17 protein-coding genes are annotated in these 15895 nt (G+C 75.6%); 15 read left to right on the top strand and 2 right to left on the bottom strand.

Annotation, left to right across the window (positions count from 1 at the left end; all coding sequences use genetic code 11):
* The first annotated feature begins 21 nt into the window (after positions 1-21).
* Genes alaS through nusB form a run of 12 tightly spaced genes read left to right on the top strand, consistent with a single transcriptional unit; the run spans position 22 to position 11912 of the window.
* Positions 22-2712, top strand: coding sequence for an alanine--tRNA ligase (gene alaS / locus FN207_RS09445; RefSeq protein WP_142458267.1), 2691 nt, complete (start codon positions 22-24; stop codon positions 2710-2712).
* Between the two features lie 5 nt (positions 2713-2717).
* Positions 2718-3380, top strand: coding sequence for a Holliday junction resolvase RuvX (gene ruvX, locus FN207_RS09440; RefSeq protein WP_185938267.1), 663 nt, complete (start codon positions 2718-2720; stop codon positions 3378-3380).
* Positions 3377-5137, top strand: a complete 1761-nt coding sequence (gene mltG / locus FN207_RS09435; protein WP_142458266.1) for an endolytic transglycosylase MltG — start codon at positions 3377-3379, stop codon at positions 5135-5137. Before ruvX ends, mltG begins: the two co-directional genes overlap by 4 nt.
* The gene (locus FN207_RS09430) at positions 5130-5957 is read left to right on the top strand and encodes a shikimate dehydrogenase (protein WP_246065937.1); all 828 of its coding nucleotides are present in this window, start codon (positions 5130-5132) and stop codon (positions 5955-5957) included. Before mltG ends, FN207_RS09430 begins: the two co-directional genes overlap by 8 nt.
* Positions 5958-5995: 38 nt before the next feature.
* Positions 5996-6616 (top strand): prepilin peptidase, encoded by a 621-nt coding sequence (locus FN207_RS09425; protein WP_246065936.1) that lies wholly within the window; start codon positions 5996-5998, stop codon positions 6614-6616.
* A gap of 19 nt (positions 6617-6635) precedes the next feature.
* Positions 6636-7814 (top strand): chorismate synthase, encoded by a 1179-nt coding sequence (gene aroC, locus FN207_RS09420; RefSeq protein ID WP_142458264.1) that lies wholly within the window; start codon positions 6636-6638, stop codon positions 7812-7814.
* The gene (locus FN207_RS09415; protein WP_142458263.1) at positions 7811-8344 is read left to right on the top strand and encodes a shikimate kinase; all 534 of its coding nucleotides are present in this window, start codon (positions 7811-7813) and stop codon (positions 8342-8344) included. The genes aroC and FN207_RS09415 overlap by 4 nt, the downstream gene beginning before the upstream one ends.
* Positions 8341-9396: a 3-dehydroquinate synthase gene (gene aroB, locus FN207_RS09410; RefSeq protein ID WP_142458262.1), complete on the top strand. Its 1056-nt coding sequence runs from the start codon at positions 8341-8343 to the stop codon at positions 9394-9396. The genes FN207_RS09415 and aroB overlap by 4 nt, the downstream gene beginning before the upstream one ends.
* A complete protein-coding gene (gene aroQ, locus FN207_RS09405) occupies positions 9393-9827 on the top strand; it encodes a type II 3-dehydroquinate dehydratase (RefSeq protein ID WP_142458261.1) in 435 nt (144 codons plus the stop codon). Before aroB ends, aroQ begins: the two co-directional genes overlap by 4 nt.
* Entirely contained in the window at positions 9824-10924 is a 1101-nt protein-coding gene (locus FN207_RS09400; protein ID WP_142458260.1) for a M24 family metallopeptidase, read from the top strand. Before aroQ ends, FN207_RS09400 begins: the two co-directional genes overlap by 4 nt.
* Positions 10925-11485, top strand: coding sequence for an elongation factor P (efp, locus tag FN207_RS09395; protein ID WP_110908487.1), 561 nt, complete (start codon positions 10925-10927; stop codon positions 11483-11485).
* Between the two features lie 16 nt (positions 11486-11501).
* Positions 11502-11912: a transcription antitermination factor NusB gene (nusB, locus tag FN207_RS09390; protein WP_142458259.1), complete on the top strand. Its 411-nt coding sequence runs from the start codon at positions 11502-11504 to the stop codon at positions 11910-11912.
* A gap of 22 nt (positions 11913-11934) precedes the next feature.
* Here nusB and FN207_RS26225 read toward each other — a convergent pair whose 3' ends face one another.
* The gene (locus FN207_RS26225) at positions 11935-12084 is read right to left on the bottom strand and encodes a hypothetical protein (RefSeq protein ID WP_185938266.1); all 150 of its coding nucleotides are present in this window, start codon (positions 12082-12084) and stop codon (positions 11935-11937) included.
* 256 nt (positions 12085-12340) lie between these two features.
* Entirely contained in the window at positions 12341-12877 is a 537-nt protein-coding gene (gene bldD, locus FN207_RS09385; RefSeq protein ID WP_142458258.1) for a transcriptional regulator BldD, read from the bottom strand.
* A 232-nt stretch (positions 12878-13109) separates the two neighbouring features.
* On the opposite strand from bldD, the gene pyrR reads away from it, so the two are divergent.
* Genes pyrR through FN207_RS09370 form a run of 3 tightly spaced genes read left to right on the top strand, consistent with a single transcriptional unit; the run spans position 13110 to position 15876 of the window.
* Positions 13110-13676, top strand: coding sequence for a bifunctional pyr operon transcriptional regulator/uracil phosphoribosyltransferase PyrR (gene pyrR, locus FN207_RS09380; protein WP_142458257.1), 567 nt, complete (start codon positions 13110-13112; stop codon positions 13674-13676).
* Entirely contained in the window at positions 13673-14593 is a 921-nt protein-coding gene (locus tag FN207_RS09375; protein ID WP_142458256.1) for an aspartate carbamoyltransferase catalytic subunit, read from the top strand. The genes pyrR and FN207_RS09375 overlap by 4 nt, the downstream gene beginning before the upstream one ends.
* Complete coding sequence (locus tag FN207_RS09370; protein ID WP_142458255.1) at positions 14590-15876, top strand: dihydroorotase; 1287 nt, start codon at positions 14590-14592, stop codon at positions 15874-15876. Before FN207_RS09375 ends, FN207_RS09370 begins: the two co-directional genes overlap by 4 nt.
* The last annotated feature ends 19 nt before the right edge of the window (positions 15877-15895 follow it).

Below are 15895 nucleotides of genomic sequence, written 5' to 3'. Positions count from 1 at the left end.
GCCCCGAGGACCGAAGAGGCCATGCAGACCGCCGAGATCCGCCGCCGCTTCCTGCAGCACTTCGAGCAGCGCGGCCACACCGTCGTCCCCAGCGCGTCGCTGGTGTCGCCGGACCCCTCCCTGCTGTTCACCGTCGCCGGCATGGTGCCCTTCATCCCGTACCTGACCGGCCGGGAGCCCGCGCCGTTCCCGCGGGCCACCAGCGTGCAGAAGTGCGTGCGCACCCTCGACATCGAGGAGGTGGGCAAGACCACCCGCCACGGCACGTTCTTCCAGATGAACGGCAACTTCTCCTTCGGTGACTACTTCAAGGAGGGGGCCATCCAGCACGCCTGGGAGCTGGTGACCGGCCCCGTGGCCGACGGCGGGCTGGGCTTCGACCCCGACCGCATCTGGGTGACCGTCTACCTCGACGACGACGAGGCCGCCGAGGCCTGGCACCGCATCGCCGGGCTGCCGCTCGAGCGGATCCAGCGGCTGGGCAAGAAGGACAACTACTGGCACACCGGCGCCGACGGCCCGGGCGGGCCGTGCTCGGAGATCTACTACGACCGCGGGCCGGAGTTCGGGCCCGACGGCGGCCCGCTGGTCGACACCGCCGGCGACCGGTTCCTCGAGATCTGGAACCTCGTCTTCATGCAGTACGAGCTCACCGACGTCCGGAGCAAGGAGGACTTCCGGATCGTCGGCGAGCTGCCGAAGAAGAACATCGACACCGGCATGGGCCTGGAGCGGGTGGCCTTCCTGCTGCAGGGCGTCGACAACATGTACGAGATCGACGAGGTCGCCCCGGTGCTGCGCCGCGCGGCCGACCTCGCCGGGGTCACCTACGGCAAGGACCACGAGGCCGACGTCCGGCTGCGCGTGGTGGCCGACCACGTCCGCAGCGGGCTGATGCTCATCGGCGACGGCGTCACGCCCGGCAACGAGGGCCGCGGCTACATCCTGCGCCGGCTGCTGCGCCGCGCCGTCCGGTCGATGCGGCTGCTCGGCGTCGACGCCGCCTCGCTGCCGGAGCTCCTGCCGGTGTCCCGCGACGCGATGGGCCTGAGCTACCCGGAGCTGGTCACCGACTTCGACCGCATCTCCGCCGTCGCCTACGCCGAGGAGGAGGCGTTCCGGCGCACCCTCACCTCCGGCACCGCGCTGTTCGACACCGCCGTCCGGGAGGCGAAGGCCGCCGGGACGCCGGCGCTCAGCGGCGAGCAGGCGTTCTCGCTGCACGACACCTACGGCTTCCCGATCGACGTCACCCTCGAGATGGCCGCCGAGCAGGGCGTGACCGTCGACGAGGCCGGCTTCCGCGCGCTCATGCAGCAGCAGCGCGACCGCGCCCGCGCCGACGCCCGCGCCAAGCGCACCGGCTCGGTCGACGTCCTGGCCTACCGCCGGCTGCTCGCCGAGCACGGCCCCACCGACTGGCAGGCCTACTCCACCCTGCGCACCGACTCCCGCGTGCTCGGCCTGGTCACCGACCTGGCCGGCGAGGACGGCGGCGCGCCCGCGCCGGCCGGGCCCGGCGAGGTCACCCGCGTGGTCCTGGACCGCACGCCGTTCTACGCCGAGTCCGGCGGCCAGGTGGCCGACGCCGGCGTCCTGACCTGGGACGGCGGCCGCGCCGAGGTGCTCGACGTCCAGCGCCCGGTCAAGGGCCTGGTCGTGCACCAGGTGCGGGTGCTCGAGGGCGAGTTGGCCGAGGGTGCCGAGCTGACCGCCGAGGTCGACCGCGAGTGGCGGCTGTCGGCCTGCCAGGCGCACTCGGGCACGCACGTGGTGCACGCCGCGCTGCGCCAGGTGCTCGGCCCCCAGGCGCTGCAGTCGGGCTCCTACAACCGCCCCGGCTACCTGCGGCTGGACTTCGCCTGGCAGGGCGCGCTCACCCAGCAGCAGCGGCACGACATCGAGGACGTCGCCAACGCCGCGGTGCGCGCCGACCACCGGGTGAGCGCCACGTACATGACGCTGCCCGAGGCCCAGGCCATCGGCGCGCTGGCGCTGTTCGGCGAGACCTACAGCGAGCAGGTGCGCGTCGTCGAGATCGGCGGGCCGTGGTCGCGCGAGCTGTGCGGTGGCACGCACGTCGCGGGCTCGGCGCAGATCGGCACGCTGGCCCTGACCGGGGAGTCCTCGGTCGGGTCGGGCGCGCGCCGCGTCGAGGCCGTCGTCGGGATCGAGGGCTTCCGCTATCTCGCCCGCGAGCGCGACCTCGTGCGCCAGCTCGGCGAGCTGCTCAAGTCGCCCACCGACGGCCTGGTCGACCGGGTCGGCGGGATCCTGTCGCGGCTGCGCGAGACCGAGCGGGAGATCGCCGAGCTGCGCGCGCAGCAGACGCAGGCCGCGGCCGGGTCGCTGGCGGCCGGCGCCACGGACGTCGGCGGGGTCGCCGTCGTCACCGCCTCGCCCGCCGGTCTCTCCGGCGGTGACCTGCGCACCCTCGCCCTCGACGTGCGCGGGCGGCTGGGCGAGCGCCCGGCCGTCGTCTTGCTGGCGTCCGACAGCGGCGGCAAGGTGGCCCTCGTCGCCGCCCTCAACCCCGCCGCCCAGGAGCGCGGGCTCTCCGCCAGCGACGTCCTGCGCGCCGCGGCGGCCCCGGTGGGTGGCCGGGGCGGTGGCAAGCCCGACGTCGCGCAGGGCGGCGGCACGGACCCGGGCGGCATCCCCGCCGCCCTGCAGGCCGGCGAGCAGGCGGTCGCGACCGCCACAGGGAGGTGAGCGGAGTGCCCGAGCAGCGCCCCGACGAGACCGGTCCGGTGGGGGAGCGGCGGGTGCAGGGCCGCCCGGCGGTGCCGCCGTCGCGGCCCCGGCAGGCCCCGCCGCCCCAGCAGCCGGTGCACCACCGCACCGAGCAGATCGACCTGCGCGCCGGCTTCCCGCCGGTGCGCCACGAGACCACCGAGATCGACCTGTCGCAGGGACTGCCCGCCGGGCTGCCCCTGCCGCCGCGGCGCACGCGCCAGGGCCGGCGGCTCGGCATCGACGTCGGCACGGTGCGGGTCGGCGTGGCGCTGTCGGACCCCACCGGCACGCTCGCCAGCCCGCTGGAGACCGTCGAGCGCCGCCGCGACGGCGGGGACCTCGACCGGATCGTCGCCCTCGTCGAGGAACACGAGGTGACAGAGGTGATCGTGGGGGAGCCGAGGCACCTGTCGGGTGCGTCGGGCGCCTCCGCGCGGGAAGCGCGTGCCTACGCTCGGTCACTCGCCGGGCGCATCGGCAGCGTGCCCGTGCACCTCGTCGACGAGAGGCTCTCCACCGTGACCGCAGCCAGTTCCCTGCGGGCGAACGGGCTCGACAGCCGCGCCCAGCGCCCCGTGATCGACCAGGCCGCCGCCGTGGTCATCCTCCAGGCCTATCTCGACGCCCAACGGGGGCGCTCGTGAACGGTCCGGTCCCGCCGTACGGGCGGGGCCTGACCGGCATGCCCGCCGTCCCGCCCGGGAACTCCCCGGCCACCTGGACGGCCGGTCCGCCGACGACGCGGCTGGCGCCCCCCGGCCCGGTGCCCGGCCTCCCGCCGCGCGCCGGGCTCATGGACCGCGAGATCCGGACCGTCAGCGCCGGCCGGCACGCCGCCCCCGACGACCCCCGCGGCGGGACCCCGCGGGACGACCGCACCGGCCCCCTGCCCGGCGAGGGCCAGCCCGCGCCGCCGGCCGCCGGACTGCCGCCGCGCCCCTCCGGGCCGTGGTCGAAGCTCGCCCGCCGCAACGACACCGCTCCCCGCGATCCCGACGACGCGCCCACCGTGGCCGCGCCCGCCGTCGGCGGCCTCGCCGACACGCACCACGACGTCGATCCCCAGGACGACCCCCACGACGACCTCCACGACGACGAGGACGCCACCGGCGGCCTCGACGTCCTCGGCGCCGGCGGCGCCGACCGTGCCCGCCGCCGCGGCCGCCGCGCCCGCCGCGAGGCCGCCGAGCAGCCTGCCACCGTCGAGGCCCCCGGCGTCTTCGCCGACGACCACCACGCCGACGACCACGACGACGACCACCACGACGACGAGCACCACGCTCTGCACGACCTGCACGACGACGACCACCACGACGAGGACCACGGGTCGCGCCGCACGCGCAACGGCCGCCGTCGCCGCAGCCCGCTGGCCAACGTGCTCGCCCTGCTCGTCCTCGCCGCGCTGGTGGCCGGCATCGTCTTCGGCGGCCGCGCGCTCATCGGCCTGGTGAACCCCGAGGCCGAGGACTACACCGGCACCGGCACCGGCACCGTGGAGGTCCGCGTCGGCGACGGCGACACCCTCAGCGACATCGCGCGCACCCTCGTGGAGTCCGACGTCATCGCCTCCTCCGAGCCGTTCGTCGAGGCCGCCGAGGCCGACCCCGCCGCCACCGGCATCCAGCCCGGCGTCTACGTCCTGCGGGCGCAGATGAGCGGCCAGGCCGCCCTCGACCTGCTGCTCGACCCCGCCACCCGCCAGGTCTCGCGGGTCACCGTCCCCGAGGGCACCACCCTCGCGGCCACGCTGCAGCGGATCGCGGAGTCCACCGGCCTGCCGATCGAGGACCTGCAGGCCGCCGCGGCCGACCCCGCCGCACTGGGCCTGCCGCCCTACGCGAACGGGCAGCTCGAGGGCTTCCTGTTCCCGGCCACCTACGACGTCGAGCCCGACGACACCGCCGCCGACGTGCTGCGCGCGATGGTCGCCCGGTTCACCGACATGGCCACCGGCATGCAGCTCGAGCAGCGGGCCGCCGCGGCCGGCCGCTCGGTGTACGACGTCGTCGTGGTCGCCTCGATGATCGAGCGGGAGACCCGGGTCGACGACGAGCGGGCCAACGTGGCGCAGGTCGTCTACAACCGCCTGGACCAGGGCATCCCGCTCGGCATCGACGCCACGCTGGCCTACGGGCTGGACAAGAACGGCAACGACCTGACCGTCAGCGACCTGCAGTCGGACAACCCGTACAACACGCGCCGGATCGCGGGCCTCCCGCCGACCCCGATCGGCGCGCCGGGCGAGGCGAGCCTGGAGGCGGCGCTCGCGCCGACCACCGGGGACCTCCTCTACTACGTCCTGGCGTCCGACGACGGCCGGCACTTCTTCACCGCCAGCTACGACGAGTTCCTGGTGGCGCGCCAGCAGTGCGCCGATGCCGGCCTCGGGTGCGGTGGCTGACCGGCCCGTGCCCGACCCGACCCCGCCCGGCCGGGCGGCCGTCCTCGGCCGCCCGGTCGGGCACTCGCTCTCGCCGTTGCTGCACCGCGCTGCCTACGCCGCGCTCGGCCTGACCGGCTGGACCTACGACGCCCTCGACGTCGGCCCCGAGGACCTCGCCGACCTCGTGGCCGGCCTCGGCCCGGAGTGGCGCGGGTTCTCGGTGACCATGCCCTGCAAGCAGGCCGCCGTCGCCGTCGCCGACGACGTCGACCCGCTGCCCCGCCTGCTCGGCGCCGCCAACACCCTGGTGCACACCGACACCGGCTGGCGGGCGGAGAACACCGACGTCCACGGCGTCGGCATGGCGCTGCAGACCGGCGGCGTCGAGCGGGTCGCGCACGCGGCGATCGTCGGCGCGGGCGGCACGGCGGCGGCCGCGGCCGTGGCGCTGGCCGAGCTGGGCGCCGAGTCCGTCGACGTGCTCGTGCGCGCGCCCGACCGCGCCGCCGACGTCGCCCACGTGCTGGGCGTGCTCGGCGTCGAGGCCAGGGTCCGCCCGCTGGCGCCCGGCCCGGTCGAGGCGCCGGTCGTCGTCAGCACCGTGCCGATCGGCGCCCACCCCGAGCTCACCGGCCTGCGGTGGCGGGCGGGGCAGACCCTGCTCGACGTCCTCTACGCGCCGTGGCCCACGCCGCTGGCCGGCGCGGCCGCCGCGGCGGGCGCCACCGTGGTCAGCGGCCTCGAGGTGCTGTTCTGGCAGGCGACGGTGCAGGTGGAGCTGATGACCGGGCTGCCCGCACCGCTGGGCCCCATGCGCGCCGCGCTGGACGCCCGCTGACCCCGACCGTCCCCCGCGCGCTGCTGCTGGCGGCCGCCGTGGTCGTCGCCGCGGTCCTCGGCCCGCTGCTGGCCCGCACCGCCGTCCGGCTGGCCCGCCCCGCCGCCGCTGGCGCCCCGCCCGTCCGCGCGGTGGCGACCGCCGTCGTCCTCGCCGCGCTGCTGTGCGGCGCGGTGCTGCTCACCGGCGCCCGCCCCGCGCTCGCCGCCTACGCCTGGGCGGCCGGGGCCGCGGTCGTCCTCGCCCAGGTCGACCTCGCCGTCCACCGGCTGCCCGACCGGGTGACCTACCCGGCCGCCGCCGTCGGCGCGGCCGCGTTCCTGGCCGACGCTGCGCTGCTCGGCACCTGGCCGGACCTGCTGCGGGCGCTGCTCGCCGCGGCCGCCGCCGGCGGGATCGCGTTCCTCGCCGCGCTGGCCGGCCCGTCCGGCCTGGGCCTCGGCGACGTCAAGCTGCTCGCGCTGCTCGGCCTGCTGCTGGGCTGGGCCGGCTGGGGCGTGCTGATGGCCGGGGTGTTCCTCGGCCTGCTCGCCGGCGCGGCGGTCTCGCTGCTCCTGGTGGCCACCCGGCGCGCGGACTGGCGCACGCCGGTGCCCTTCGGTCCGCCGCTGCTGGTGGGCGCCGTCCTCGCCCTCCTGGTGGAGGGCCCGCTCGGCTGAGGCTCCTACACTCCGGGGCATGTTGCGCTGGCTGACCGCCGGTGAGTCGCACGGCCAGCAGCTCACCGCCATCCTCGAGGGCCTGCCCGCCGGCGTGCAGGTGCAGACCTCCGACCTCGACGTCGACCTCGCCCGCCGCCGCCTGGGCCACGGCCGGGGCGCCCGCATGTCCTTCGAGCAGGACGCCGTCACGCTGACCGGCGGCGTGCGGCACGGGCTGACCCAGGGCGGCCCGATCGCCGTCCAGGTGGGCAACACCGAGTGGCCCAAGTGGACGACGGTCATGGCCGCCGACCCGGTCGACCCCGAGGTGCTCGCCGGCCAGGCCCGCAACGCGCCGCTGACCCGCCCGCGGCCCGGCCACGCCGACCTCGCCGGCATGCAGAAGTACGGGTTCGACGACGCCCGGCCGGTCCTCGAGCGCGCCAGCGCCCGCGAGACCGCCGCCCGCGTCGCGCTCGGCGCCGTCGCCAAGGCGTTCCTGCGCCAGGCGCTCGGCGTCGAGGTGGTCAGCCACGTCGTCGCCATCGGCCCGGTCACCGTGCCCGACGGCGTGCTGCCCGGCCCGCAGGACAACCCCCGCATCGACGAGGACCCGGTGCGCTGCGCCGACCCCGCCACCAGCGAGGCGATGGTGGCCGAGGTCGACGACGCCCGGAAGAACGGCGACACCCTCGGCGGCGTCGTCGAGGTCGTCGTCCACGGGCTGCCGCCGGGCCTCGGCAGCCACGTGCACTGGGACCGCCGGCTGGACTCCCGCCTGGCCGCCGCGCTCATGGGCGTGCAGTCGGTCAAGGCCGTGGAGGTCGGCGACGGCCTGGAGACCGCCCGCCGCCGCGGCTCGGTCGCCCACGACGAGATCGTCAGCTCCGAGGGCCGGCTGCGCCGGGTCACCGACCGCGCCGGCGGCATCGAGGGCGGCATGACCAACGGCGAGGTGCTGCGCGTGCGCGCGGCGATGAAGCCGATCTCCACCGTGCCGCGCGCGCTGGCCACCGTCGACGTCGCCACCGGCGACGCCGCGGTCGCGATCAACCAGCGCAGCGACGCCTGCGCGGTGCCCCGCGGTGCCGTGGTGATGGAGGCGATGGTCGCCCTCGTGCTGGCCGACGCCGCGCTGGAGAAGTTCGGCGGCGACTCGGTGCCCGAGACCCGCCGCAACGTGCAGGGCTACCTCGACGCACTCCCGTACAAGTGAGCCGGCCCGTCCTCGTCCTGGTCGGCCCGCCGGCGTCGGGCAAGACCACCGTCGGCACGGCCGTGGCCGCTGCGCTCGGGCTGCCGTTCCGGGACACCGACGCCGACGTCGAGGCCGTCGCCGGCACCACGGTCGCCGACCTGTTCATCAGCTCCGGCGAGCCGCACTTCCGCGCGCTGGAGGAGCAGGCGGTCGCCCGCGCCCTCGCCGAGCACGACGGTGTCCTGGCCCTCGGCGGCGGCGCGGTCCTCAGCGCGGCGAGCCGGGCGCTGCTCGTCGCCTACGGACGCGGCGGCGGGACCGTCGTCCACCTCGACGTCGACCTGCCCTCGGCCGCCAAGCGCGCCGGGCTCTCCCGCGACCGCCCGCTGCTGGCGGTCAACCCGCGGGCGATGCTGCGGACCCTGCTCGAGCAGCGCGCGCCGCTGTACGCCGAGGTCGCCACCACCGTCGTCCCCACCGGCGGCCGCACGCCGCAGGACGTCGCGGCCGAGGTGCTCGCCGCCCTCCCCGCGGGGGCCGGGCGATGAGGCGCGTGACCGTCGGGGGCGAGGAGCCCTACGACGTCGTCATCGGCCCGGGCGCGCAGGTCGAGCTGGGCCTGGTGCTGGCCGGCACGCCGAAGGCCGCCGTCGTGCACGCCCCGCCGCTGGCCGCGCTCGCCGGGGCCGCTGTCGAGACGCTCCAGACCGCCGGGGTGGCCGCGGAGGCCGTCGTCGTGCCCGACGGGGAGGCCGCCAAGACCGCCGCGGTTGCCGCGGAGGCGTGGGAGGAGTTCGGCCGGCTCGGGCTGACCCGCTCCGACGCCGTCGTGGGCGTGGGCGGGGGCGCGGTCACCGACCTCGCCGGGTTCCTCGCCGCCACCTGGACCCGCGGCGTGCGGGTCGTGCACCTGCCCACCAGCGTGCTCGGCATGGTCGACGCCGCGGTGGGCGGCAAGACCGGCATCAACACCGGCGCCGGCAAGAACCTCGTCGGCGCGTTCCACCCGCCGGCCGGCGTGCTCGCCGACACCGACGTCCTCGCCGGGCTGCCCGAGGCGGAGTTCCGGGCCGGGATGGCCGAGGTGGTCAAGTGCGGCTTCATCGCCGACGGCGCCATCCTCGACCTGCTGGCCGCCGACCCGACCGGCCGCCGCGACACCGAGGAGCTCATCGAGCGCGCGGTGCGGGTGAAGGCCGACGCGGTGGGCCAGGACCTGTTCGACACCGGCGTCCGCGAGTACCTCAACTACGGGCACACGCTGGGCCACGCCATCGAGCGGGTCGAGGACTTCGGCTGGCGGCACGGCGAGGCGGTCGCCGTCGGGCTGGTCTTCGCCGCGGAGCTCGGTGTGCAGGCGGGGCGCCTCTCGCGGGCCGAGGCCGACCGGCACCGCGACCTGCTCACCGCGATGGGCCTGCCCACCCGGTACGCCGGCGACTGGGCGGCGCTGCAGGCGGTCATGCGCGTGGACAAGAAGGCCCGCGGGGCGACGCTGCGCTTCGTCGTCCTCGACGGGCTCGGCTACCCGGGGATCCTGACCGACCCCGAGCAGGCATGGCTGGACGCGGCGTGGGCCGCAGTATCGGAGGAACCGTGACCGTGCAGGTGCTCAACGGCGCCAACCTCGGCCGGCTCGGCACCCGCGAACCCGCGGTGTACGGGACGACGACGTACGCGCAGCTGGTCGCGCAGATCGAGGAGGTGGCCGCCGGGCTCGGGCTCACCGTGCAGGTGCGCCAGACCGACTCCGAGGGCGAGCTGCTCGGCTGGATCCACGACGCCACCGACGCCGGCGACGCCGTCGTCATCAACCCCGGCGGCTGGTCGCACACCTCGGTGGTGCTGCACGACGCGCTGGCCGCCGTCGAGGCGCCGGTGGTCGAGGTGCACATCTCCAACATCCACAGGCGCGAGGAGTTCCGGCACCACTCCTACGTCTCCCGCGTCGCGGACGGTGTGATCGCCGGGCTGGGCGTGCAGGGCTACGAGCTGGCGCTGCGCTACCTGGCCGCGCAGGGCGTGACGTGAGGACCGCCGAGCGGCGGGAGCGGCTGCGGGCGACGGCGGCCGAGCGCGGCCTGGACGCCGTCCTGGTGACCAACCTGCTCAACGTCCGCTACCTCACCGGGTTCACCGGCTCCAACGGCGCGCTGCTGCTGCGCACCGACGGGTCCGACCTGTTCGGCACCGACGGCCGCTACACCACCCAGGCCGCCACCCAGGTCCCCGACGTCGAGCTGCTCGTCGACCGCGCCACCGTTGCGGCGCTGGCGAGCGAGGCCGTGCGCGCCGGCGCCGGCCGTCTGGGCTACGAGAGCCACGAGGTGACCGTCGACGGGCTGGCCCAGCTCGAGCGGGTACTCGCCGACGCCGCGGCCGGCGGGACGGTGCCCGAGCTCACCTCGATCCACCGCGCGGTCGAGGCGCTACGTGCCGTCAAGGACGACGACGAGGTCGACGCGCTGCGCCGGGCGTGCGCGGTCGCCGACCAGGCGCTGGCCGAGCTCGCCGCCGAGGGCGCGCTGCGGCACGGGCGCACCGAACTCGAGGTGGGCCGCGAGCTCGACGCCCGCATGCTGGCGCTGGGTGCCGAGGCGCCGTCGTTCGAGACGATCGTGGCCACCGGCGCGAACTCGGCGATCCCGCACCACCGCCCCGACCGCACCGTGCTCGCCGGCGGCGACTTCCTCAAGCTCGACTTCGGCGCGACCGTCGACGGCTACCACTCCGACATGACCCGCACGCTGGTGCTCGGCCACGCCGCCGACTGGCAGCACGAGGTGTACGCGCTGGTCGCCGAGGCGCAGGCGGCCGGCCGGGCGGCCCTGGCGGTCGGTGCCGACGTCGTCGCGGTGGACACGGCCTCCCGCGACGTCATCGCCGCGGCCGGTCACGCCGAGCACTTCACCCACGGCCTCGGGCACGGCGTGGGCCTGGAGATCCACGAGGCGCCGGGCATCGGCCCGCTGGGCGCGGGTAGTCTGGCCGCCGGCATGGCCGTCACCGTGGAGCCCGGGGTCTACCTCCCCGGCCACGGCGGTGTCCGGATCGAGGACACGCTCGTCGTCACGGCGGACGCGCCCGAGTTGTTGACCCTCACGAGCAAGGAACTGCTGGTCCTCTAGATGGCTACCACCAACGACCTCAAGAACGGCATGGTCCTCAACCTCGACGGCCAGCTGTGGGCCGTCACCGAGTTCCAGCACGTCAAGCCCGGCAAGGGCGGCGCGTTCGTCCGGACGACGCTGAAGAACGTGCTCTCGGGCAAGGTCGTCGACCGCACCTTCAACGCCGGCACGAAGGTCGAGACGGCCACGGTCGACAAGCGGAACATGACCTACCTCTACCGCGAGGGCGACGACTTCGTCTTCATGGACGGCGACACCTTCGAGCAGATCTACGTCCCGGCGGCCACCGTCGGCACCGGTGCGGACTACCTGCTGGACAACACCGAGGCCGTCGTCGCGGTGCACGAGGGCACCCCGCTCTACGTCGAGCTCCCGGTGACCATGGAGCTCGTGGTGCAGCACACCGACCCGGGCCTGCAGGGCGACCGCTCGACCGGCGGCACCAAGCCCGCGACCCTGGAGACCGGCGCGCAGATCAACGTGCCGCTGTTCGTCAACACCGGCGACAAGCTCAAGGTCGACACCCGCGACGGCCGGTACCTCGGCCGCGCCAACTGACGTCCCCCGCGACGACATGGCTGCCCGCACCAAGGCGCGCAAGCGCGCCGTCGACGTCCTCTACGAGGCCGACCTGCGGGGTGCCGACGCGGTGGAGCTGCTGCGCGAGCGGATCGCCGACGTCTCCCCGCCCGTCCCCGAGCACGCCGTCCGGCTGGTCGAGGGCGTGGCGGCCAACAGCGCCCGCATCGACGAGCTGATCGACACCCACGCCCGCGGCTGGTCGATCGACCGGCTGCCCGACGTCGACCGCGCGATCCTGCGGATGGCGGTCTTCGAACTGCTCTGGGCCGACGACGTGCCCGACGCCGTCGTCATCGACGAGGCCGTGGAGCTCGCGCGGGCGCTGTCGACCGACGACTCGCCGGCCTACGTCAACGGCGTGCTCGGGGCCATCCTCGACGCCGAGGTGCCCACCTCGTCCTGAGCCCCGCCCGCACCCGGGAGGCTCAGCCCCGCAGGCCGGCCTCGGCGGCGGCCAGCATCGCGGCGGCCCGGACCCCGGCGTTGAGCCGCTGTGCCCGACGCAGGGCGGCCCGGCGGTCGGCCGCCAGCAGGGTGTCGCGGTCGGGCATCGGGACGGGCGGGACGGTGGTCACGGGTGCTCCTCGGGGTGCTCGTTCTCGGCGCCGCCGACGCTAGGTCCGCCCACTGACAGTTCCCGGTGCGCGACCTGCGAGGACGCCGGACGAGCGTGCGCCCACCGGGGTCACCCCCGGCCGCATGGCCCCGATCTGTGCACACCCGGCTGCCGGCGGCGGCCCGCGGCCGCGCTGCGTGCACAATCCGCGCCCACTGACGCAGCGAGGCCCGCGCCGGCGGGTGCCGGGGCGGGCCTCGTGGGGGAGCGGATGATCAGCGCGGGGCGCGGCGGCGGTCCCAGCCCTCGTCCTCGTCGTCGGCCTGGCTGCCGACGCCGTCCATGCCGGGGTTGAGCACGCCCCACTCGATGAGCCGGGTGGTCAGCTCGTCGGGGCTCATGTCGTAGATGATCGCCAGCGACTTGAGGTCCTCCGCGCGGATGGAGAGGACCTTGCCGTTGTAGTCGTGGCGCTGCGCCTGGATGGTCGAGGCGTAGCGGGCCAGCGGACCGGCCTCGTCGGCGGGCAGCGAGCCCAGCGACTCGAGGTTGAGCACGATCTTCGTCGTCGACGTGACCGCCGACGAGGGGCGCGGGTCGGGCAGCAGCTCGGAGACCGGCACGCCGTAGAAGACGGCCAGCTCGGAGAGCCGCTGCACGGTCACCGCGCGGTCGCCACGCTCGTAGGAGCCGACGACGACGGCCTTCCAGCGGCCGTGCGACTTGTCCTCCACGCCCTGGAGGGAGAGGCCCTGCTGGTTGCGGATGGCCCGCAGCCGGGCACCGAGGGCCCGCGAGTAGTCGGTGCTCATGCGTCTGTCGCTCACTGTCCGTCGTGGTGTCCGGGGCTCCGTCGTCACGCAGCGTACTCATTGATCCTGTGCAGCGACAGCGCATCCCTCGTCGGGATCATCCTCGGACACCGGTGCCCACCTGCGGTACCGCGACGCGCGACGACGGTCACACGGACGGGTGCAGTACGGTCGGGCCCGGTCCACCCCACTCCTTTAACGACCCGTCCCGTGAGGCGGGGAAGGAGGCCCGATGGCCGGCTCGCCCGCGCCCGTGCCCGAGAACCCGTCCACCGTCCTGCTCGGCGCCGCCGACGTCGCCCGCGTCGTCGACCGGATCGCCCACCAGGTGATCGAGAAGGCCGGGGACGCGCTCCCCGACGTCGTCCTCGTGGGCATCCCCACCCGCGGCGCTCCGCTCGCCCGTCGGCTGGCCGGCCGCATCGCCGCCTTCGCCGGGACCGCGGTCGACGTCGGCACCGTCGACATCACGCTCTACCGCGACGACCTGCGCATGCGCGGCGTCCGCGCGCTGGAGGACACCCTCCTCCCGGCCGAGGGCATCGACGGCCGGCTCGTGGTCCTCGTCGACGACGTCCTCTTCTCCGGCCGCTCGGTCCGCGCCGCGCTCGACGCCCTGCGCGACCTCGGCCGGCCCCGCGCGGTGCAGCTGGCGGTGCTCGTCGACCGCGGCCACCGCGAGCTGCCGATCCGCGCCGACTACGTGGGCAAGAACGTGCCGACGTCGCGGGCGCAGAAGGTCCGGGTGCACCTCGCCGAGACCGACGGCACGGACGAGGTCCTGGTGACCGGCGCGTGAAGCGGCACCTGCTGGAGGCGGCCGACCTCGACCGCGACGACGCCACGCTGGTCCTCGACACCGCCGCGCAGATCGACCAGGCGCTGGCCGGCCGCGAGGTCAAGAAGCTGCCCACGCTGCGGGGGCGCACGGTGGTCAACCTCTTCTACGAGGACTCCACCCGCACCCGGATCTCCTTCGAGCTGGCGGCCAAGCGGCTGTCCGCCGACGTCATCAACTTCAGCGCCAAGGGCAGCAGCGTGTCCAAGGGCGAGAGCCTCAAGGACACCGCGCTCACGCTCGAGGCGATGGGCAGCGACGCGATCGTCGTCCGCCACTCCGCCTCCGGCGCCCCGCACCGGCTGGCCGGCTGGGTGCGCGGCAGTGTCGTCAACGCCGGTGACGGCACGCACGAGCACCCCACCCAGGCGCTGCTCGACGCGTACACGATCCGGCGCCGGCTGGGCCGCCTCGACGGCGTCCGGGTGGCCATCGTCGGCGACGTCCTGCACAGCCGGGTGGCCCGCTCCAACGTCTGGCTGCTGTCGACGCTGGGCGCGGAGGTCACCCTCGTCGCCCCGCCGACGCTGCTGCCGGTCGGCGTCGGGTCCTGGCCGGTGCAGGTCTCCTACGACCTCGACGCCGTCCTGCCCAAGGCCGACGTGGTGATGATGCTGCGGGTCCAGCTCGAGCGGATGAACGCCTCGTTCTTCCCCAGCGCCCGCGAGTACAGCCGCCGCTACGGCCTCGACGCGCTGCGGCTGGCCGCGCTGGGCGACGAGGCGATCGTCATGCACCCCGGACCGATGAACCGCGGCATGGAGATCGCCGCCGACGTCGCCGACTCGGTCCGCTCGACGATCGTCGAGCAGGTCGCCAACGGCGTCAGCGTGCGCATGGCCGTCCTGTACCTGCTGCTCGGAGGCGCCTCCTCGTGACCACGCTCATCAAGGGGGCGCGCGTCCTCGGCGGCGACCCCGCCGACCTGCTGCTGGAGGACGGCCGGATCGCCGCGGTGGGCGGGCGGTTGTCGGTCACCGGCGCGACCGTCGTCGACGCCGACGGGCTCGTGGCGCTGCCCGGCCTGGTCGACCTGCACACCCACCTGCGCGAGCCCGGCCGCGAGGACGCCGAGACCGTCGAGACCGGCAGCCGCGCCGCCGCGCTGGGCGGGTTCACCGCGGTGCACGCCATGGCCAACACCGACCCGGTCGCCGACACCGCCGGCGTCGTCGAGCAGGTCTGGCGGCTGGGCCGGCAGGCCGGGCTGGTCGACGTCGTCCCGGTGGGCGCGGTGACCGTCGGGCTGCGCGGCGAGCGGCTGGCCGAGCTCGGCGCGATGGCCGACTCCGCCGCCCGCGTGCGGGTCTTCTCCGACGACGGGCACTGCGTCGCCGACCCCGCGCTGATGCGGCGCGCGCTGGAGTACGTGAAGGCCTTCGACGGCGTCGTCGCCCAGCACGCCGAGGAGCCGCGGCTGACCGCCGGCGCGCAGATGAACGAGGGCGACCTGTCGGCGCGGCTGGGGCTGACCGGCTGGCCGGCGGCCGCCGAGGAGGCGGTCATCGCCCGCGACGTGCTGCTCGCCGAGCACGTGGGCGCACGGCTGCACGTCTGCCACGTGTCCACCGCCGGGTCGGTGGAGATCCTGCGGTGGGCCAAGTCGCGCGGCGTGCAGGTGACCGCCGAGGTCACCCCGCACCACCTGCTGCTCACCGAGTCCTGCGCCGAGTCCTACGACCCGGTGTTCAAGGTCAACCCGCCGCTGCGCACCGACGCCGACGTGCAGGCGCTGCGCGCCGGGCTGGCCGACGGCACGATCGACGCCGTCGCCACCGACCACGCGCCGCACGCGGTGGAGGACAAGGAGAGCGAGTGGGCGCAGGCCCGGCCCGGGATGCTCGGGCTGGAGCAGGCGCTGTCGGTCGTGGTCCAGGCGCTGGTGGAGCCCGGCCTGCTCGACTGGGCCGGCGTCGCGGACCGCATGGCGGTGCGCCCCGCGGCCATCGGCCGCCTCGACGGTCACGGCCGCCCGCTGACGCCGGGTGAGCCGGCGAACCTGCTGCTGCTCGACCCCGCCGCCCGGTCCGTCGTCGACCCGGCCGCGCTGGCCAGCCGCAGCCGCAACAGCCCCTACGCGGGCCGGGAGCTGCCCGGCCGCGTCGTCGCCACGTTCCTGCGGGGCGAGGCGACGGTCCTGGACGGAAAGGCACTTCGGTGAGGCGACAGGGAGTGAGCAT

This window comes from Geodermatophilus aquaeductus, from assembly GCF_900182545.1.
GTDB classification, from domain to species: domain Bacteria; phylum Actinomycetota; class Actinomycetes; order Mycobacteriales; family Geodermatophilaceae; genus Geodermatophilus; species Geodermatophilus aquaeductus.
The sequence above is the reverse complement of the archived record's forward strand: the minus strand, read 5'-3'. Positions and strand labels throughout refer to the sequence as shown.

What these genes read in the sequence shown, in the direction of transcription:
- alaS (WP_142458267.1), top strand. Translation starts at nt 22, where the DNA reads ATGCAGACCGCCGAGATCCGCCGCCGCTTCCTGCAGCACTTCGAGCAG.
- aroC (WP_142458264.1), top strand. Translation starts at nt 6,636, where the DNA reads ATGTTGCGCTGGCTGACCGCCGGTGAGTCGCACGGCCAGCAGCTCACC.
- aroB (WP_142458262.1), top strand. Translation starts at nt 8,341, where the DNA reads ATGAGGCGCGTGACCGTCGGGGGCGAGGAGCCCTACGACGTCGTCATC.
- efp (WP_110908487.1), top strand. Translation starts at nt 10,925, where the DNA reads ATGGCTACCACCAACGACCTCAAGAACGGCATGGTCCTCAACCTCGAC.
- nusB (WP_142458259.1), top strand. Translation starts at nt 11,502, where the DNA reads ATGGCTGCCCGCACCAAGGCGCGCAAGCGCGCCGTCGACGTCCTCTAC.
- bldD (WP_142458258.1), bottom strand. Translation starts at nt 12,877, where the DNA reads ATGAGCACCGACTACTCGCGGGCCCTCGGTGCCCGGCTGCGGGCCATC.
- pyrR (WP_142458257.1), top strand. Translation starts at nt 13,110, where the DNA reads ATGGCCGGCTCGCCCGCGCCCGTGCCCGAGAACCCGTCCACCGTCCTG.